Origin of the sequence: Thalassovita mediterranea (assembly GCF_001458435.1) — a bacterium.
Classification (GTDB): Bacteria; Pseudomonadota; Alphaproteobacteria; order Rhodobacterales; family Rhodobacteraceae; genus Thalassobius; species Thalassobius mediterraneus.
In genome coordinates, this window is record NZ_CYSF01000012.1 from 44,200 (window position 1) to 61,378 (window position 17,179).

Genomic DNA, 17,179 nt, shown 5'->3' on the forward strand with positions numbered 1-17,179 from the left:
TCAATTGATCCGAAGTGGACATATTGTTGCGCTAAAACTGCGATTCGGTAACATTCGCACCTTGGAAAGTCAACAAGACTGACATAAGCTATTGATAACAACATAGAACAATATGTCGCCGTATAGTATTTTCACGGTGTGTGTTTGGGGTGCAGCTGGGGAACAGTATGAACGACGTTGGTATGGGCGAAAACCTCCTCTTTCTGACAGACGAACAACTCCGTCAGGGGATTGAGGCGATGTTTTTTGCCTATCGCGGCTTTACCGCTGATCCTGATCGCATTTTGGCGGGTATGGCCTATGGCCGAGCGCACCACCGCGCGATCCACTTTATCAATCGCGCACTAGGAACGACCGTGAATAATTTGCTGATCCTCTTGGGGGTGACCAAGCAGTCGTTGAACCGCGTGCTACGCACCTTGATCGAGGATGGTCTGGTTGAAAGCCGCGTCGGCGTGACCGACAAGCGCGAGCGCAACCTTTATCTGACAGAGGCGGGAGAGGCGTTGGAACGCCAACTGTCTGACGCCCAACGTGCGCGGATGCGCGCGGCTTACCGTGCGGCGGGACCGCAGGCGGTGGCAGGCTTCCGTCAGGTGCTGGAGGCGATGATGGATCCTGAAATGCGACGTAAACACCACGCTCTGCGGGAGGCTGGCCAATGATTGATGTCGATGCACACCTGTTGATTGTTGATGACGATGAACGCATTCGCACCCTGTTGCAGAAGTTTTTGATGCGTAACGGCTTCCTCGTGTCAGCGGCGCGGGATGCGGCCCATGCGCGGCGCCTGTTGTCGGGGCTGGATTTCGACATGATCGTCATGGATGTGATGATGCCCGGTGAGGATGGCGTGGCCCTGACGCGCGAATTGCGTGAAACCATGGCGACCCCGATCCTGTTGCTGACCGCCAAGGGTGAAACGACGGATCGCATTGCGGGGCTAGAGGCAGGGGCCGATGATTATCTGGCGAAACCCTTTGAGCCCAAAGAGCTGTTGTTGCGGATCAACGCGATCCTGCGCCGAATGCCAGAGCCGGAGGCGCAGGACGAAGCGCCGCGCGTGCTGGCGTTGGGGGATGTGCGTTATGATATTGATCGCGGTGAACTGTGGCAGGGCGATGAAATGGTGCGCCTAACCGCCACCGAAAGTCAGCTGATGAAGATCTTTTCTGCCCTGCCGGGCGAACCGATCAGCCGCGCCAAACTGGTCGAAGATTTGGGCCGCGATCGTGGCCAAGCGCAGGAACGGGCGGTGGATGTGCAAATCACCCGTCTGCGCCGCAAGTTGGAAAGTGATCCGAAACAGCCACGCTATCTGCAAACCGTGCGCGGTGCAGGCTACATGCTGGCGCCGGATTGATACGCTGTATTGATGATTTGCGATACGCTGTGACCTCGACTCTGCCCTATAGATATGGTCTGACAGCGCTTAACGATCAGATGTGAAGGGATTGCCCGATGAGCGAGACACCGGTTGCCGAAATGAGCTTTGAACAGGCGATGCAAGAGCTGGAAAGCGTTGTGACCCGGCTGGAGCGTGGCGATGTGGCGTTGGAAGAGTCGATTAACCTCTATCAGCGTGGTGCAGAGCTGAAGAAGCGCTGCGAGGACAAGCTGAAAGAGGCTGAAGAAAAGGTTGCCGCCATCACGCTGGATGGCAATGGTCAGCCCAATGGTCTAAAGCCGGTCGAAGGTCTGTAAACCCGTGTTTGACACCCGTTTGAAAGACGCCGCATCACAGGTGCAGGCGCATCTGGACCGCGTTTTGGGCGAACTGGATGATCTACCGGTGGTGCAGGCGATGCATTACGCCAGTGCAGGCGGCAAACGGTTGCGCGCCTTTCTGGTGCTGGAAAGCGCCCGTTTGCATGGTATTGCACCGGACCAGGCGATCTGGGCCGCAACGGCGGTTGAGGCGCTGCATGCCTATTCGCTGGTCCATGATGATCTGCCCTGTATGGATGACGATGATCTGCGCCGTGGCCTGCCCACGGTTCATGTGAAATGGGATCAGGCCACCGCTGTGCTGGCTGGGGACGCCTTGCAGACGCTGGCGTTTGAACTGCTGGCCCGGGTTGAGGCATCCAATGATCCAGCGGTGCGGGCCGAATTGGTGCTGACGCTGGCGCGCGCATCTGGCGCGGCGGGTATGGTGAAAGGGCAGGCGTTGGATATCGCCGCTGAAACAGCCGCGACCCCGCTGACACTGGAACAGATTACCGAATTGCAGGCGGGTAAAACCGGCGCCTTGATCGAATGGTCGGCCTGTGCAGGCGCGGTGCTGGCCGGCGCGGATACCAGCGCGCTGTCCATCTATGCGCAAAAACTGGGTCTGGCGTTCCAGATCTGGGACGATGTGCTGGATGTCGAAGGCGACGCCGAAACTGTAGGCAAGGCCGTGGGCAAGGATGCTGATGCGGGTAAGGCGACCTTTGTGTCGCTCTTGGGCCTAGAGGCAGCGAAAACTCGCGCAGAAACCTTGGTGAAAGAAGCCTGCAGCGCCCTAGATTGTTATGGGGATGAGGCGGAAACCTTGCGACAAGCGGCCCGTTTCGTTATCTCGCGTCACAGCTAAAATTCCACCCCGGAGGGGGCCATGTCAGACAGACCCGATACACCGCTTCTTGATCAGGTGAATACACCTGCGGACCTGAAACGGTTTAATGATGCGCAGCTGCGCCAGATCGCGGACGAACTGCGTCAGGAAACCATTTCGGCGGTGTCGGAAACCGGCGGCCATTTGGGCGCTGGTTTGGGCGTTGTTGAATTGACCGTGGCGATCCACTCGGTCTTTGACACCCCGAAGGACAAATTGATCTGGGACGTCAGCCATCAGTGCTACCCGCACAAGATCCTGACTGGCCGTCGCGATCGCATTCGTACCCTGCGCCAGCAGGACGGGTTGTCGGGGTTCACCAAACGGTCGGAATCGCCCTTTGATCCCTTCGGCGCGGCGCACAGCTCTACCTCGATCTCGGCGGCGCTGGGCTTTGCCGTGGCGCGCGATCTGGGCGGCGTGATTGACACCGGTCTGGGCGATGCAATTGCGGTGATCGGCGATGGATCGATGTCGGCTGGCATGGCGTTTGAGGCGATGAACAACGCGGGCCATCTGGGCAAGCGGCTGTTTGTGGTGCTGAACGACAACGACATGTCGATCGCCCCACCCGTTGGCGCGCTGTCGAACTATCTGAACCGCCTGTATACGGTTGAGCCGCTGCAAGACATCAAGCAGGCCGCCAAGGGCGCGGTTAGCCTGTTGCCCGAACCTTTCCGTGAAGGGGCGAAGCGGGCCAAGGAAATGCTGAAGGGCATGACCATTGGCGGCACCCTGTTCGAGGAATTGGGCTTTACCTATGTGGGTCCGGTGGACGGTCACGATATGGGCCAGCTGCTGCAGGTCATGCGCACGCTGAAAGCCCGCGCAACTGGTCCGGTGCTGATCCATGTGCAGACCAAAAAGGGCAAAGGCTACGCCCCCGCAGAGGCGGCGATTGATAAGGGCCATGCAACGGCCAAGTTTGATGTGCTGACCGGCAAACAGCACAAAACGCCGTCGAACGCGCCCAGCTACACCAGCGTCTTTTCCAAGGCGCTGCTGGCCGAGGCCGCAGTGGATGACAAGATCACCGCTGTGACCGCCGCAATGCCGGATGGCACCGGCCTTAGCCTGTTTGCCGAACGCTATCCCAGCCGTTGCTTTGACGTGGCGATTGCCGAACAGCACGGCGTGACCTTTGCCGCCGGTCTGGCGGCGGGCGGGATGAAACCGTTCTGCGCGATGTATTCAACCTTCCTGCAGCGTGGCTACGATCAGGTGGTTCATGACGTGGCGATCCAGCGCCTGCCTGTGCGCTTTGCCATCGACCGCGCCGGTCTGGTGGGCGCCGATGGGGCGACCCATGCGGGCAGCTTTGACACCGCGTTTTTGGCGAACCTGCCGGGCATCGTGGTGATGGCCGCCGCGGACGAGGCAGAGCTGATGCATATGGTGGCCACCGCCGCTGCGCATGATGAAGGGCCGATCGCCTTCCGTTACCCGCGTGGTGAGGGTGAGGGCGTCGATCTGCCCGAGCGCGGCACCCCGCTGGAAATTGGCAAGGGCCGGATGATTCAGGAGGGTGCCCGCGTGGCGATCCTGTCCTTTGGCACCCGTCTGTCAGAGGTGATGAAAGCCTGCGACGCGCTGGCGGCCAAGGGGATCACCCCCACAGTGGCCGATGCCCGCTTTGCCAAGCCGCTGGATGAGGATCTGATCCGTGATCTGGTCGCCAACCATGAGGCGCTGATCACCATCGAAGAGGGGGCCGTTGGTGGTTTCGGCAGCCATGTGGCGCAGTTCCTCGCAGAGGAAGGGCTGTTTGATAATGGTCTGAAATACCGTTCGATGGTGCTGCCGGATATCTTCATTGATCAGGCCAGCCCCAAGGCGATGTATGACGTCGCGGGCCTGAATGCCTCGGATATTGAGGCCAAGGTGCTGTCGGTTCTGGGCGTCGCCCGTCTGGATGAAAAACGCGCCTGATTGGGCGTTAGATTGTGATCCTCAGCGCGTTCATTGCGCTGAGGTTTCCGCCGCCAACAGCGCGGCCAACCCGCTACGGTAATCTGGATATTTCAGCGTAACGCCCAATTCATCGCGAATGCGGTCGTTTCGCACGCGCTTTGACTCGGCATAGAAACTGCGCGCCATTGGCGTCATCTCGGCGGTTTCATAATCCACCGCTTCGGGCACTGGCAGGTTCAGCAGTTCCGCTGCGTGGGCGATCACATCCTCTGGCGGGGCGGGATCATTGTCACACATGTTGTAGATCGCGCCGGGATTGGGGCGGTTGATCGACGCCAGCAGGATCTGTGCAATATCCTCCACATGGATGCGGCTGAACACCTGACCTTCCTTGATGATGCGCCGCGCGGTGCCATTGCGCACCTTGGCAAAGGGGCCGCGTCCGGGACCATAAATGCCCGCAAGGCGGAAGATATGCAGTGGCAGGTCAGGGAGCGCCTGCCATGCCGCCTCTGCCTCCACCCGCAATTGCCCGCGTTTGGTCGAGGGGCTGAGCGGTGTATCCTCATCCACCCAGCCGCCTTGGTGGTCGCCATAAACGCCAGTGGTGGACAGGTAGCCGGCCCATTCATATTGATCCGCACGTTCAGCGATTTGGCTGGCGTAGCGGTTCAGCACCGGATCGCCCTCTGCATTCGGGCCGGCAGAGATCAACAGGTGGCTGGCCGTCGCGATATAATCGCTCAGATCCTCATCCCATAGTACCGGCTCAACGCCCGCCGCACGCAACGCATCGCATTTTTCCGCCTTGCGCGTGGTGCCGATCACCCGCCATCCCAGTGGCACCAGTAGGTCGGCCAGCGCCGCCGCAGAATAGCCGTGGCCGAAGGAAAGCAGGGTCTTGGTCATAGTGGGCCTCATGTCAGGGATCAGGCGACCTGAGCTTTGCGCAGCAGCGCTTCGGTCACTTCGCATCTGGTGCCGTCATAAAACATCTCTACCACCTGTGCAAAGACAGGCGGCGCGCCTGCAACATGCGAAAATAGCGTCGCACAGCTGCGCAGTTTCAGCGCATCCACAGGGCCAAGGATCATATCGGCAGGCTGATCGAGGTGTTGCAGCATCAGGTCCATCATATGCAGCAATCTGGGCCCCAGCACCGGATGGTCAAGGTAGGCTGTGGCCTCTGCCAGCGACTCGATCCCATAGTGTAGCGCGGTGTCTGATCGGCCCAACCCAATGAGTTGCGGATAGATGTACCACATCCAATGGCTGACCTTTCGGCCCTCGCTCACCTCACGTTCCGCGGTGGCATAGCTACGCTCTTGGGCGGCGATGAAACGGGACAGGTCGTAGGTCATGTGCGGGGTGGCCAATGGATCAGGGTGCTGTGAGGGACAGGATGACAAGTTTCGCAACCTAGCGAAAGGCCGCCATACCAAAGAGATTTGCCCATAAGCTGCGCTTTCTGCCGCCCGCCTGCTTGCGGCGACCTGTTCCCCGTGCCAACGTCAGGGAAAAGGGAACGCGAAATGCCCCAAGATATTCCAGACCATTTGATTGAAACCCCGATCCTGCCAGACGCAGAAAGTTTCAGCGATCCAGAGGCAGCCGTTGCCCGCCTAGAGGCGCTGTATCACGGTTCCACTGCCTTCCTGATTGAGAAGTTCCGCGATGTGATGGCGGTGTGCTCTGCCGATCGTCGTTACCGCGCTTATTATCCAGAGGTGCGGATCACCACCACCACCCATGCCAAGGTGGACAGCCGGTTGAGCTTTGGCCATCTGGCGCAGCCCGGCACCTTTGCCGCGACGATCACGCGGCCGGATCTGTTCCGCAATTACCTGTGCCAACAGATCGCGCTGTTGATCAAGAACCACGGCGTAGATGTGCAGGTTGGCCTGTCCGATACCCCGATCCCCGTGCATTTCGCTGTCGCGGGGCAGGGGGACATCACCGTGCCGCAGGAAGGCGCGGGTAGTTTCGTGCTGCGCGATGTGTTCGACGTGCCGGATCTGGCGACGACCAATGATGACATCGTGAACGGCACCTATCAGGTGCCGGATTGTGGCACCCTGCCGCTGGGCCCGTTTACCGCGCAGCGGGTGGATTATTCGCTGGCCCGCCTCAGCCACTACACCGCCACCGATCCAGAGCATTTCCAGAACCACGTGTTGTTCACCAACTATCAGTTCTACGTCTCGGAATTTGAAGGCTACGCGCGCCAGATGCTGGCCGATCCTGACAGCGGCTACACCTCCTTCGTTGCGACTGGCAATGTAGAGATTACGGGTGCCGATCAGCCCCTACCGCCGACGGAAAAGATGCCGCAGATGCCGACCTATCACCTGAAACGGGCGGATGGATCGGGCATTACGCTGGTCAACATCGGGGTTGGCCCGTCAAACGCCAAAACAGCCACCGATCATATCGCGGTGCTGCGCCCTCATGCCTGGATCATGGTCGGGCACTGTGCCGGTCTGCGATCCAGTCAGAGCCTGGGGGACTTTGTCCTCGCCCATGCCTATCTGCGTGAGGATAGGGTGCTGGATGATGATCTGCCGGTTTGGGTCCCGATCCCCGCGCTGGCTGAAATTCAAATCGCAATGGAAGAGGCCGTCGCGGTTGAAACCCAGCTGGAAGGCTATGACCTGAAACGGGTGATGCGCACCGGCACGGTGGCCAGTCTGGACAACCGCAATTGGGAACTGCGCGATCAGTCGGGGCCAGTGCAACGGCTCAGCCAATCGCGCGCCATTGCGCTGGATATGGAAAGCGCGACCATCGCCGCAAACGGCTTCCGCTTTCGGGTTCCATACGGCACCTTGCTGTGCGTCAGCGATAAACCGCTGCACGGCGAGTTGAAATTGCCGGGAATGGCTTCTGACTTCTATAAAACACAGGTTTCGCGCCATTTGCTTATTGGCATTCGGGCCATGGAAAGGCTAAGGGAGATGCCGTTGGAGCGCATTCACAGTCGAAAACTGCGCAGTTTCGATGAGACGGCGTTCCTGTAATCGGATTAACCCGTATTTTTTACTTGTTTCGGTGCTGTTGCAGATCACAATCCGTTGTGTTTATACGCCAGATACCGTTAACTATGCGCGATGAGGCCCAAGTGATCGGGCGAATTAAGGAGACCTAAAAAATGGCAAAACCGATGACCAAAACTCAGCTGGTCGCTGCTCTGGCCGAGGAAATGGGCGCGGAAAAGAAAACCGCAAGCGCTGCACTGGACGCTGTTGTGTCGATCATCACCAAAGAAGTATCGGGTGGCGGCGCCGTAACCCTGCCCGGCATCGGCAAGATCTATTGCCGCGAACGCCCCGAGCGTATGGTGCGCAACCCTGCCACCGGTGAGCAGATCAAAAAAGAAGCGGACAAGGTTGTGAAAATGACCATCGCGAAAGCGCTGAAAGACAGCGTAAACGCCTAAGTTCGCATCCGTCATTGCACGGATCAGAATACGGAAAGGGTCGCCTGCGGGCGGCCCTTTTTGTTTGGTCGGGCATCAGGACTTAGAGGCAAAGGATCAGAGGAAAGTTTGCACTTCGATCAGGTAGCCATTCGGGTCCTCGCAAAAGAAACTGTAGATGCCGAAGGCCTCGATCGTTTCGGGGGCTCCTCGGCAGGGCACACCTTTGGCCTGTAGCGCCTGATAGTAGCCATCCACATCGTCATGCAGCAGGGTAATCATGCCGCCCTGTGGCTGTACCACCCGATCCTCAAAGGCGCGGCAGACGCCGATATAGCTGTTGGGGCCTGTCTGGTAAATCCGCGCTGCGCCTGCGTCCCGCCACAGCGTTAGGCCAAGGGCATCGTGATAAAATGTGGCGGCTTTTTCCAGATCCTCGCAATAAACCCAGGTGATCATGCCGGTGATCATAGATGTGATTTCGGTGCCTGTGCCGTCCTGCATGTTTTGTATCCCCGTAGTTCTCTGGCTTGTCGGTTAGGCCAGCAGCATGTTAGCGGGGAATAGGGAAGCACGGGACATAGGGTAGGGCAAGGCATGAACGCAGGTGCAATCGGGTTGGGTTTGGCCTTTGCCTTTATGTGGTCGTCGGCCTTCACCTCGGCGCGGGTGATTGTGGAATACGCCCCGCCTCTTGCCTCTCTTTCGCTGCGGTTTCTGATTTCCGGCCTGCTGGGCGTGATGATCGCGCGGATGCTGGGGCAGTCGTTCCGGCTGACCCCTGCGCAATGGCGGGCGACGGTGATTTTCGGGATCTGTCAGAACGCGCTGTATCTTGGGCTGAACTTTGTTGCCATGCAATGGGTGGAGGCGTCGCTGGCGTCGATCATCGCGTCCACCATGCCGTTGATGGTGGCGATTGCAGGTTGGCTGGTGTTTCGCGAACGGCTGTCCCCACTTGCGCTGGCTGGGCTGGGATTGGGTATTGTCGGCGTGGTGCTGATCATGGGCGCCCGTATCGGCGCTGGTGTGGACCTGTTGGGGGTCGCGCTGTGCTTCATCGCGGCGGCGGCGCTGACGGTGGCAACACTGGCGGTGCGCGGGGCTTCCTCCGGTGGCAATGTGATGATGATCGTTGGCTTGCAGATGCTGATTGGGTCCGCGGTGCTGGCAGTGCCGGCGGCACTGTTTGAACCGCTAGAGGTCACGTGGAGCTGGCAGTTGGTCGTGGCCTTTGCCTACACCACATTGGTGCCGGGATTGGCGGCCACATGGGTGTGGTTCACGCTGGTCAACCGCATCGGCGCGGTGAAGGCGGCAACCTTCCACTTCCTCAACCCGTTTTTTGGCGTCGCAATTGCGGCAGCTTTGCTGGGCGAACAACTGGGGTTGAGCGACGTGGTGGGAGTTGTGGTGATCGCGGCGGGGATTCTGGCCGTGCAATTGTCGAAACAAACACCCACGACCTCGTGATCCGCTGTCAGGGTATTGTCGGGTGACTCGCGCGTTGGCGCGCGGCATCTTGGCGGTATGGAACTGTTTTTTGGCTACCTTGCTGGTCTGCTGACCCTGATCAACCCCTGCGTTTTGCCGGTGTTGCCGATTGTGCTGACCGGCGCCTTGCAGGCGCATCGGCTGGGGCCTGTTGCGCTGGCGTTGGGTATGGGCGTCAGCTTCGTCAGTTTTGGCCTGCTGATTAGCGGATTTGGCTTTGCGCTGGGTATTGATCAACAGATGATTTCCGACGCCGGTGCGGTGTTGATGATCGGCTTTGGCCTGATCCTGTTGGTGCCACGATTTTCGGCCGCTTTTTCCACGGCGACGGCGGGCATGGCGGCCTCTGCCGATGGGCAGATGAACAGTGTCGATCATACGTCGCTGCGTGGTCAGTTTCTGGGTGGTCTGCTGTTGGGGGCGGTTTGGTCGCCCTGTATCGGGCCAACGCTGGGCGGGGCGATTTCGTTGGCGTCGCAGGGCGGTAGCCTTTTGTGGGCGGGGGCGATCATGGTCAGTTTCGCTGCCGGCGTCGGCACGTTGATCCTGGCGTTGGGCTATGGCGCGCGGGGTCTGTTGACCCGCCACAAGGGTGTGATGCGCGTGATTGCTGAAAAAGCACGCCCTGCGATGGGCATTGTCTTTCTGTTGGTGGGCACTGCGCTACTTTTCCGTTTGCAACACTATGCCGAAGCTTGGGCCGTGAACGCGCTGCCCTATAGGTTACAGGATCTGTCGGTCCGTTTTTGATTTGAAGGAGAGATGGGAATGAAACGTCGGGACTTTATCGCGCTGGGCGCCGCTGGACTGGCAACCGCTGTACTGGCCCCTGCCGCGCAGGCGGCGGCGCTGAATTACAGCGAAGGTCTGGTGAAAAAGCACCTCGCCGCAGGGGACACCGTGTTTCTGGATTTCAAGGCCAGCTGGTGCAGCACCTGCGCCGCGCAGGAACGTGTGATCAAGGCGCTGATGGCGGATAACCCAGCCTATGGCGAAAAGATCGTGTTCATCGATGTGGATTGGGATCAGTTTGGCCGCTCCGATCTGGTGAAGGAACTGCGCATCCCCCGCCGGTCCACCCTTGTGGCGCTGAAGGGCGACGAAGAGCTGGGGCGTATCATTGCGCAAACCAGCCGTAGCGTGATCAAGGATTTGATGGACAAGGCGCTGACAGCTGCATCCTGACGGGTGCAGGCCGTCGTGTCAGGTAAACCAGTGTTCTGGCGCGGGCTGTCCCAGTTCGGTCGCCAGATCACGCAGGTAACGCATTAGCACAGCGACCCGTTCTGCGGCGATCTGCTGGCCCGTTTGGGTCAGTATCCCATCGCCCAAGCGCAGCAGTTTCACCGCGAAATGATCCAGCGTCTGGGTGCCATCATCCAGTGGCCGCGCAGTGGCAAAGGGGTCATCCGTGGCATAAAGCGGGCGGCCCAAACTGCCCGAAACAGCAAAGCATCGCGCCAACCCGATTGCGCCGATGGCGTCTAGTCGATCTGCATCCCGCAGGATCTGTGCCTCATGGCTTTCAGGCTCTATTCCGGCGGAAAAGCTATGGGCGCGGATCACGTGCTGGGCCGCCGCAACCTCGGCCGTGCTATACCCCAGTGCGGTCAGATGTGGCGCTGCAGCCTCTGCTGCAAGGGTAGAGGCGTCGCTGCGGTTCGGTGCATCCTTGGGCAGGTTCACCAGATCATGCAGGTAGGCACCGGCCAAGAGGATACGCAGATCGCCGCCTTCAGCGGTCGCGATACGTTCACAGGTGGTCCAAACCCGATCCAGATGCGCCAGATCATGGGCGCTGTCCTGCGCCATCTCCGCCGCCGCGATGGCGCGCAGGGACTGGCGCAGTACCTCGATCTGCGGGGCTGGCATTAACCGATCTGGCCGCGGTTTTCACCGATCTGACCACGATGCAGCAGCAGATGGTCCAGGATCACACAGGCCATCATAGCCTCTGCCACCGGCACCGCGCGGATACCGACGCAGGGATCATGGCGGCCCTTGGTCACCACCTCAATCGGGGTGCCGTCCTTGCGGATCGACTGGCGCGGGGTCAGGATGGACGATGTCGGTTTCACCGCAAAGCGGACAACAACGTCCTGTCCGGTGGAAATACCACCCAGAATGCCTCCCGCATGGTTGGACGAATAGCGCGGCTGGCCGTCGTTGCCCATGTAGATCTCATCCGCGTTTTCGGTGCCCTTCAGGCGGGCAGCGGCCATGCCTTCGCCGATCTCAACACCTTTTACGGCGTTGATCGACATCATCGCGGCGGCCAGATCGGTGTCCAGCTTGTTGTAGATCGGGGCGCCGATCCCGGCGGGGACGCCGCGCGCCACTACTTCGATCACCGCGCCGACGCTGTCGTGATCTTTGCGCAGTTTTTGCAGGTAATCTTCCCACTTCTGGGCTTCATCCGCGCCTTGGGGAATCCAGAAATCGTTCTGATCAATCGCATCCCAGTCGAACTGGTCGCGGTCAATCTCCAGATCGCCCATCTGGGTCATATAGCCCTTGATCTCCAGCCCCGGAACGATGGCCTTGATCGCTTCACGCGCCAGACCACCCGCCGCCACACGCGCCGCCGTTTCACGGGCAGAGGAGCGTCCGCCGCCGCGATAGTCGCGGTTGCCGTATTTCTGGTGATAGGTGATGTCGGCGTGACCGGGGCGGAAGGTCTGGGCGATGTCGCCATAATCCTTCGAGCGTTGATCGGTGTTTTCGATCATCAGCTGCACTGGCGTGCCGGTGGTCTTGCCCTCAAACACGCCGGACAGGATTTTCACCGCGTCAGGTTCGTTGCGCTGGGTGGTGTTTTTGTTCTGACCGGGGCGGCGTTTGTCCAGCCACACCTGCAGCATTTCGGGGGTTACCGGCACCTCTGGCGGGCAACCGTCCACAGTGGCACCCAGTGCGGGCCCGTGGCTTTCGCCCCAGGTGGTGACACGGAAAAGATGACCGAAAGAATTCATGCTCATGTGGGCGCCCCCTTTGTTCCCATTCCCTTTAGCGGGATTGTCGGGATGGGGAAAGCGTCGGAACGTGAAAAAAGGCCACGCGCAGTTGGGGGCGTGGCCTTTGTGGTGGATTTCGAACCGGCCCTAGCGGCAGCGATCGGGGTAGAGCGTGCAGAAATGCGGTGCGCTAGGGCCCGAGTGCAGACCAGTGATGGCATAGCCGTCCTGAAACCCAGAATGTGGGGTAAACCCGCTGCGATCAAACCGGCCATCGCCCTTTAGCGGCACATGCAGGGTAATCGCAAAGCTGTTGCTTTTGCGGCTGTCGATCTGGTGTTTGCCGATGCTAGCGCGCAGGATAACCGGCACCTGACCATTCGTGCTGACGCGCCAGCCGAGGTTCAGCCCATAGCGCTGCAATTTGGCCAGAGACAGCTTTTCATAGTCGTAGTACGCCCCAAGCATCAACCGATCAGAAACCCCATACTGCGCATCTAGGCCGAAATTATCCGCCTTATCCGCAACACCCAGTTCGTCATAGTCAGATTGCCCCAGATAGCCGCTGACTTGCCATGCGGCGTCACTGTAGCGCGCCTGTAGGCCATAGCTGTTGGTTTTATATCGCCCCAGCCAGTCAAATCGCGCCCAATCCCCGTAGGCGCCAATTTCGATCTTATCCGACACATCAAATGTCAGCGCCGTTGACAGGCGCCTAACATTGTTTGCGCCCCGCAGGCTATCGGATGGGTCGGCCGCACCAGCGCCGAGTTCAAAGCCAAGTCGCCCGACCAATGTGCCCGACGCATCGACGGTCACCTGTTTGTTGTCCAGATAAACGGTGCTGTCGTCCAAACTGTTGCCGTTGATCCGATTGGTGCTGAGGGTCAGGTCCAGCGTTTCCAGTTCAATGCTGTGGCCTGCTGTCGGGGCAATCATCAAACAAAGAAGCGCGGCGGTCTTAAAAAGGTGTTTCATATTGTCTTGATTCATTCCTGATCGCCGCCATTGGCTGCGGTGTCTATTTCGAATGCTGGACGGAATGCTGGGGCATCCCGCAGCGGTGCATGCGGTCTAGGGTTGAATACGTCTATACGGCAAAACCTTTAGGGAAATGTTGAATTATTTTAATAGGATGGCGGTATTTTGTGGTGTTTGCCGTATTTGTCCGGTGTTTCTTGATGGGTGAATTGCATCGTTGCACGGGTCGAATGCGCATTGTCTTTGTCTGGGGTGCGCACTAGGTTTTGCCTACCTCGGGGTGCCTTTGAAACAAGGCTGAGACGCACAATGCGGACCCGTAGAACCTGATCCGGTTAAGACCGGCGGAGGGAAGGTTGGGATCTGGTTTCCCCCCTCTTTGCCTGTCATCGAAATGGAGAGAAACCGATGAAATCCTTCGCCGTAGTTGCTGGCCTGCTGGCAGGCACCGCACTTAGCACAGCCGCCGTTGCCGACACACCTGTGTTGACCGTTTACACCTACGACAGCTTTGTGTCCGACTGGGGCCCCGGCCCGGCGGTAGAAAAAGCGTTCGAAGAGGTCTGCGGTTGTGACCTGCAACTTGTTGGCGCCGGTGATGGCGCGGCCCTGCTTGGTCGGATCAAGCTGGAAGGTGCGCGCACCGAGGCTGACGTTGTTCTGGGGCTGGATACCAACCTGACCGCCGCGGCCGCTGAAACCGGCCTGTTTGCGCCGCATTCGGTGACTGCAGACTACACCCTACCGATCGAATGGAACGATGCGACCTTTGTTCCCTATGACTGGGGTTATTTCGCCTTTGTTCAAAACGCTGATCTGGAAGGGCCTGCCAACTTCAAGGCGCTGGCTGACAGCGATCTGAAAATCGTGATCCAAGATCCCCGTTCCTCGACCCCCGGTCTGGGGCTGCTGATGTGGGTCAAGGCCGCTTATGGCGATGAGGCACCGGCGATCTGGGCAGGCCTGTCCGACAACATTGTCACCGTCACCAAAGGCTGGTCCGAAGCTTACGGCCTGTTCCTGGAAGGTGAGGCAGACATGGTGCTGTCCTACACCACCTCGCCCGCCTATCACCTGATCGCCGAAGAAGACGCCAGCAAATCCGCCGCCGCCTTTGACGAAGGCCACTATATGCAGATCGAAGTGGCAGGCAAAATCGCGGGCACCGATCAGCCGGAACTGGCGGACCAGTTCCTGTCCTTCATGACCTCGGACGCGTTCCAGTCGATCATTCCGACCACCAACTGGATGTATCCCGCCGTGACCCCCGCCGCTGGCCTGCCAGAGGGGTTTGAGACCCTGATCGCGCCGGAAAAGGCACTGATTACCCCCGCCGCGGACGCGCCTGCGGTGCGGGACGCCGCCCTGGCCGAATGGCTGGACGCGTTGAGCAAATGATCCGCAGCTGGCCCGTTTTTTTGGCGGCAGGTCTGGTCCTGCTGTGCCTGATCGGGCCGCTGATTGCGGTGTTTCACCGCGCGGGTGAGGCAGGGCTGACCAGCCTCACCTTCAGCGCCGCCGATGGGGCGGCGCTGCGCTTTTCCCTGCTGCAATCTGTACTGTCGGCCAGCCTGTCGGTGCTGCTGGCGATCCCTGTGTCGCGCGCCTTGGCGCGGCGGCGGTTTCGCGGGCGTGCAGCGCTGATCACGCTGCTGGGTGCGCCGTTTATCCTGCCGGTGATTGTGGCGGTGATGGGCCTGTTGGCGGTGTTTGGCCGCAACGGGTTGATGTCGGACCTCTTGGGCCTGTTCGGCCTGCCACCGGTGCAGATCTATGGCCTGCACGGCGTGGTTCTGGCGCATGTGTTTTTTAACCTGCCCCTAGCGACGCGCATTTTGTTGCAGGCGTGGCAGGATATTCCCGCCGAACGCTTTCGTTTGGCGGCCACGCTGCGCCTACATGGCTGGCAAAGCTTTCGTGTGTTAGAGGCCCCGATGTTGATGCGGGCGCTGCCGGGGGCGTGGCTGGTGATTTTTGCGCTGTGCCTCAGCAGCTTTGCCGTGGTGCTGGTGCTGGGCGGTGGGCCGAAGGCGACGACGCTGGAATTGGCGATCTATCAGGCGTTCCGGTTTGATTTCGATCTGGCCCGCGCGGCGATGCTGGCGCTGGTGCAAACGGTGCTGGTTGGGATCGTGGCGATTGTGGCACTGGGGCAGGACAGCGGGCAGGCGCTGGGCGCGGGGCTGGACCGTGTGGTGCAGCGCTGGGATGCGTCAGGCGTGATGGCCCGTGTGCTGGACGCGCTGGCGCTGGTGCTGGCGACGCTGTTTCTGGTGCTGCCGATTGCGATGCTGGTTTGGGATGGTCTGTGGGGGATTGCCCAACTGCCGCCGCAGGTCTGGCGCGCGCTGTGGGTGTCGTTGATCGTCGCGCTGTCCTCGACCGCGTTGTGCATGGCGCTGGCCTTGCCGATTGCGCTGGCCGCGATCCGCCATCCACGGATTGAGGGGATTGGGCTGATCGGCATCGTCAGTTCCCCCTTGGTGCTGGGCACGGGGCTGTTCCTGATCATCCATCCCTTTGCCAATCCGTTGAAACTGGCCTTTGTCGTCACCGCTTTGGTCAACGCGCTGATGGCGCTGCCCTTTGCGCTGCGCGTTCTGGTCCCCGCCCTACGGGAGGCAGAGGCGGGATATGGCCGTCTGGCCGACGCACTGGGGCTGACGGGCTATGCGCGGTTGCGGTTGTTGTTGTTGCCACGGGCGCGGCGCCCATTGGGGTTCGCTGCGGGTCTGACGGCGGCGCTGTCGATGGGCGATTTGGGGGTGATTGCGCTGTTCGCTGATCCCAACCGCGCCACACTGCCCCTGCAAATGTACCGCCTGATGAGCGCCTACCGGGTTGAGGCGGCGGCAGGGGCGGGATTGCTGTTGCTGGCCAGTTCCCTTGCCCTGTTCTGGATTTTTGACCGAGGAGGTCGCGGCCATGTTGAGGCTTGAGAATCTATCCCTGACCCAAGGAGTCTTTACCATGACCGCTGACATGGCCTTGCCTGCGGGCGCACGGCTGGCACTGATTGGTCCGTCGGGGGCGGGGAAATCGACGCTACTTAACCTGATTGCGGGGTTCACCCCGCCGGATCAGGGGCGCATCACATGGCAGGGCGATGATCTGACAGATGCCGCACCGGGCGCGCGGCCTGTGTCGATCCTGTTTCAGGACAACAACCATTTTCCCCACCTCACCGTGGCGCAAAACGTCGGGCTGGGCCTGCGCCCTGCGTTGAAGCTGACAGCGGCAGAGGCGGCAGAGGTTGACCGCGCCCTAGATCAGGTGGGGCTGGCGGGCATGGGCACCCGCAAACCCGGCACGCTGTCTGGTGGTCAACAAAGCCGCGCCGCGCTGGCCCGTGTTCTGGTGCAAAAGAAACCAATTGTGCTGCTGGATGAACCCTTTGCCGCCCTTGGCCCCGCGCTGAAGGGCGAGATGCTGGATCTGGTTGCCGAGGTGCTGGATCAAACAGGCGCCACGCTGATCATGGTCAGCCACCAACCCGAAGATGCCCGCGCAATTGCGAGCCATGTGTCCGTGGTGGCGGATAGAACAATAACGCCCCCGCAAGAGACGGAGGCGCTGTTTACAAACCCGCCACAGGCGTTGCGGGATTATCTGGGGGGCTAAGGGGCCAGCCCGCGATCAATCGAGCGCGCGTGCCTCATCCACCAGCATGATCGGAATGCCATTGCGGATCGGGAAGGCCAGATTGGCGGGCTTGGAGATCAGCTCTTGCGCCTCGGCGTCATAATCCAGACGGCCGTGGGTCACGGGGCAGATCAGCGCCTCTAGCATACGGCGGTCAAAGCTGTGGGTGTCGTCACTCATCAT

General features: G+C 60.1%; 20 protein-coding genes and 1 riboswitch. Of the genes, 13 read left to right on the forward strand and 7 right to left on the reverse strand.

Going from position 1 to position 17,179, the window contains the following annotated elements:
- Positions 1-167 precede the first annotated feature (167 nt).
- The 5 genes from TM5383_RS11385 (at position 168) to dxs (ending at position 4,528) form a co-directional block, all read left to right on the forward strand.
- Positions 168-665: a MarR family winged helix-turn-helix transcriptional regulator gene (locus tag TM5383_RS11385; protein WP_058319166.1), complete on the forward strand. Its 498-nt coding sequence runs from the start codon at positions 168-170 to the stop codon at positions 663-665.
- Complete coding sequence (locus tag TM5383_RS11390; RefSeq protein ID WP_058319167.1) at positions 662-1,363, forward strand: response regulator; 702 nt, start codon at positions 662-664, stop codon at positions 1,361-1,363. The genes TM5383_RS11385 and TM5383_RS11390 overlap by 4 nt, the downstream gene beginning before the upstream one ends.
- A gap of 98 nt (positions 1,364-1,461) precedes the next feature.
- Complete coding sequence (locus tag TM5383_RS11395) at positions 1,462-1,704, forward strand: exodeoxyribonuclease VII small subunit (RefSeq protein ID WP_058319168.1); 243 nt, start codon at positions 1,462-1,464, stop codon at positions 1,702-1,704.
- A 4-nt stretch (positions 1,705-1,708) separates the two neighbouring features.
- On the forward strand, positions 1,709-2,578 hold the full coding sequence (locus TM5383_RS11400; protein WP_058319169.1) for a polyprenyl synthetase family protein: 870 nt from the start codon (positions 1,709-1,711) through the stop codon (positions 2,576-2,578).
- A gap of 21 nt (positions 2,579-2,599) precedes the next feature.
- A complete protein-coding gene (gene dxs / locus TM5383_RS11405) occupies positions 2,600-4,528 on the forward strand; it encodes a 1-deoxy-D-xylulose-5-phosphate synthase (RefSeq protein WP_058319170.1) in 1,929 nt (642 codons plus the stop codon).
- A gap of 30 nt (positions 4,529-4,558) precedes the next feature.
- On the opposite strand, the gene TM5383_RS11410 is transcribed toward dxs, so the two are convergent.
- Both TM5383_RS11410 and TM5383_RS11415 read right to left on the reverse strand, forming a co-directional pair.
- Positions 4,559-5,419, reverse strand: a complete 861-nt coding sequence (locus TM5383_RS11410; protein ID WP_058319171.1) for an SDR family oxidoreductase — start codon at positions 5,417-5,419, stop codon at positions 4,559-4,561.
- Positions 5,420-5,439: 20 nt separating this feature from the next.
- Positions 5,440-5,871: a DUF1810 domain-containing protein gene (locus TM5383_RS11415; RefSeq protein ID WP_058319172.1), complete on the reverse strand. Its 432-nt coding sequence runs from the start codon at positions 5,869-5,871 to the stop codon at positions 5,440-5,442.
- Between the two features lie 171 nt (positions 5,872-6,042).
- On the opposite strand from TM5383_RS11415, the gene TM5383_RS11420 reads away from it, so the two are divergent.
- Together TM5383_RS11420 and TM5383_RS11425 are read left to right on the forward strand one after the other, a co-directional pair.
- Positions 6,043-7,527 carry an AMP nucleosidase gene (locus TM5383_RS11420; protein ID WP_058319173.1) on the forward strand — a complete coding sequence of 495 codons (1,485 nt, stop codon included), beginning with the start codon at positions 6,043-6,045 and terminating at the stop codon, positions 7,525-7,527.
- Positions 7,528-7,658: 131 nt separating this feature from the next.
- A complete protein-coding gene (locus TM5383_RS11425; RefSeq protein ID WP_058243622.1) occupies positions 7,659-7,946 on the forward strand; it encodes an HU family DNA-binding protein in 288 nt (95 codons plus the stop codon).
- A 96-nt stretch (positions 7,947-8,042) separates the two neighbouring features.
- Here TM5383_RS11425 and TM5383_RS11430 read toward each other — a convergent pair whose 3' ends face one another.
- Positions 8,043-8,429, reverse strand: a complete 387-nt coding sequence (locus tag TM5383_RS11430; RefSeq protein ID WP_058319174.1) for a VOC family protein — start codon at positions 8,427-8,429, stop codon at positions 8,043-8,045.
- A gap of 93 nt (positions 8,430-8,522) precedes the next feature.
- Between TM5383_RS11430 and TM5383_RS11435 the strand changes: the two genes are divergently transcribed.
- From TM5383_RS11435 to TM5383_RS11445, 3 genes are read left to right on the forward strand one after another with little or no spacing between them, the layout of a single operon-like run.
- Entirely contained in the window at positions 8,523-9,398 is an 876-nt protein-coding gene (locus TM5383_RS11435) for a DMT family transporter (protein WP_058319175.1), read from the forward strand.
- A 57-nt stretch (positions 9,399-9,455) separates the two neighbouring features.
- Entirely contained in the window at positions 9,456-10,169 is a 714-nt protein-coding gene (locus TM5383_RS11440) for a cytochrome c biogenesis CcdA family protein (RefSeq protein WP_058319442.1), read from the forward strand.
- 18 nt (positions 10,170-10,187) lie between these two features.
- Positions 10,188-10,604 (forward strand): thioredoxin family protein, encoded by a 417-nt coding sequence (locus TM5383_RS11445; protein ID WP_058319176.1) that lies wholly within the window; start codon positions 10,188-10,190, stop codon positions 10,602-10,604.
- A gap of 18 nt (positions 10,605-10,622) precedes the next feature.
- Here the strand turns inward: TM5383_RS11445 and TM5383_RS11450 are convergent, their stop codons facing one another.
- The 3 genes from TM5383_RS11450 to TM5383_RS11460 form a co-directional block, all read right to left on the reverse strand.
- Entirely contained in the window at positions 10,623-11,291 is a 669-nt protein-coding gene (locus TM5383_RS11450) for an HD domain-containing protein (RefSeq protein ID WP_058319177.1), read from the reverse strand.
- Positions 11,291-12,397: a chorismate synthase gene (gene aroC / locus TM5383_RS11455; RefSeq protein ID WP_058319178.1), complete on the reverse strand. Its 1,107-nt coding sequence runs from the start codon at positions 12,395-12,397 to the stop codon at positions 11,291-11,293. Before aroC ends, TM5383_RS11450 begins: the two co-directional genes overlap by 1 nt.
- 123 nt (positions 12,398-12,520) lie before the next feature.
- Entirely contained in the window at positions 12,521-13,351 is an 831-nt protein-coding gene (locus TM5383_RS11460; protein WP_143570333.1) for a porin family protein, read from the reverse strand.
- 269 nt (positions 13,352-13,620) lie between these two features.
- Positions 13,621-13,724, forward strand: a riboswitch (TPP riboswitch).
- A 38-nt stretch (positions 13,725-13,762) separates the two neighbouring features.
- Between TM5383_RS11460 and thiB the strand changes: the two genes are divergently transcribed.
- The 3 genes from thiB to thiQ are packed head-to-tail and all read left to right on the forward strand — an operon-like array spanning position 13,763 to position 16,975.
- Entirely contained in the window at positions 13,763-14,752 is a 990-nt protein-coding gene (gene thiB, locus TM5383_RS11465; RefSeq protein WP_058319180.1) for a thiamine ABC transporter substrate binding subunit, read from the forward strand.
- Positions 14,728-16,293: an ABC transporter permease family protein gene (locus TM5383_RS11470; RefSeq protein ID WP_058319181.1), complete on the forward strand. Its 1,566-nt coding sequence runs from the start codon at positions 14,728-14,730 to the stop codon at positions 16,291-16,293. Before thiB ends, TM5383_RS11470 begins: the two co-directional genes overlap by 25 nt.
- Positions 16,280-16,975 carry a thiamine ABC transporter ATP-binding protein gene (thiQ, locus tag TM5383_RS11475; RefSeq protein WP_058319182.1) on the forward strand — a complete coding sequence of 232 codons (696 nt, stop codon included), beginning with the start codon at positions 16,280-16,282 and terminating at the stop codon, positions 16,973-16,975. The genes TM5383_RS11470 and thiQ overlap by 14 nt, the downstream gene beginning before the upstream one ends.
- Before the next feature lie 15 nt (positions 16,976-16,990).
- On the opposite strand, the gene TM5383_RS11480 is transcribed toward thiQ, so the two are convergent.
- Positions 16,991-17,176, reverse strand: coding sequence for a Trm112 family protein (locus TM5383_RS11480; protein WP_058319183.1), 186 nt, complete (start codon positions 17,174-17,176; stop codon positions 16,991-16,993).
- Positions 17,177-17,179: the final 3 nt, after the last annotated feature.

Coding starts and splice junctions, on each gene's coding strand:
- TM5383_RS11480 (WP_058319183.1), bottom strand. CDS start 17,176: ATGAGTGACGACACCCACAGCTTTGACCGCCGTATGCTAGAGGCGCTG.
- TM5383_RS11385 (WP_058319166.1), top strand. CDS start 168: ATGAACGACGTTGGTATGGGCGAAAACCTCCTCTTTCTGACAGACGAA.
- TM5383_RS11435 (WP_058319175.1), top strand. CDS start 8,523: ATGAACGCAGGTGCAATCGGGTTGGGTTTGGCCTTTGCCTTTATGTGG.
- TM5383_RS11425 (WP_058243622.1), top strand. CDS start 7,659: ATGGCAAAACCGATGACCAAAACTCAGCTGGTCGCTGCTCTGGCCGAG.
- thiB (WP_058319180.1), top strand. CDS start 13,763: ATGAAATCCTTCGCCGTAGTTGCTGGCCTGCTGGCAGGCACCGCACTT.
- TM5383_RS11410 (WP_058319171.1), bottom strand. CDS start 5,419: ATGACCAAGACCCTGCTTTCCTTCGGCCACGGCTATTCTGCGGCGGCG.
- TM5383_RS11440 (WP_058319442.1), top strand. CDS start 9,456: ATGGAACTGTTTTTTGGCTACCTTGCTGGTCTGCTGACCCTGATCAAC.
- TM5383_RS11470 (WP_058319181.1), top strand. CDS start 14,728: ATGGCTGGACGCGTTGAGCAAATGATCCGCAGCTGGCCCGTTTTTTTG.
- TM5383_RS11430 (WP_058319174.1), bottom strand. CDS start 8,429: ATGCAGGACGGCACAGGCACCGAAATCACATCTATGATCACCGGCATG.
- TM5383_RS11460 (WP_143570333.1), bottom strand. CDS start 13,351: ATGAAACACCTTTTTAAGACCGCCGCGCTTCTTTGTTTGATGATTGCC.
- TM5383_RS11450 (WP_058319177.1), bottom strand. CDS start 11,291: ATGCCAGCCCCGCAGATCGAGGTACTGCGCCAGTCCCTGCGCGCCATC.
- TM5383_RS11390 (WP_058319167.1), top strand. CDS start 662: ATGATTGATGTCGATGCACACCTGTTGATTGTTGATGACGATGAACGC.
- TM5383_RS11445 (WP_058319176.1), top strand. CDS start 10,188: ATGAAACGTCGGGACTTTATCGCGCTGGGCGCCGCTGGACTGGCAACC.
- dxs (WP_058319170.1), top strand. CDS start 2,600: ATGTCAGACAGACCCGATACACCGCTTCTTGATCAGGTGAATACACCT.
- aroC (WP_058319178.1), bottom strand. CDS start 12,397: ATGAGCATGAATTCTTTCGGTCATCTTTTCCGTGTCACCACCTGGGGC.
- TM5383_RS11415 (WP_058319172.1), bottom strand. CDS start 5,871: ATGACCTACGACCTGTCCCGTTTCATCGCCGCCCAAGAGCGTAGCTAT.
- thiQ (WP_058319182.1), top strand. CDS start 16,280: ATGTTGAGGCTTGAGAATCTATCCCTGACCCAAGGAGTCTTTACCATG.
- TM5383_RS11395 (WP_058319168.1), top strand. CDS start 1,462: ATGAGCGAGACACCGGTTGCCGAAATGAGCTTTGAACAGGCGATGCAA.
- TM5383_RS11420 (WP_058319173.1), top strand. CDS start 6,043: ATGCCCCAAGATATTCCAGACCATTTGATTGAAACCCCGATCCTGCCA.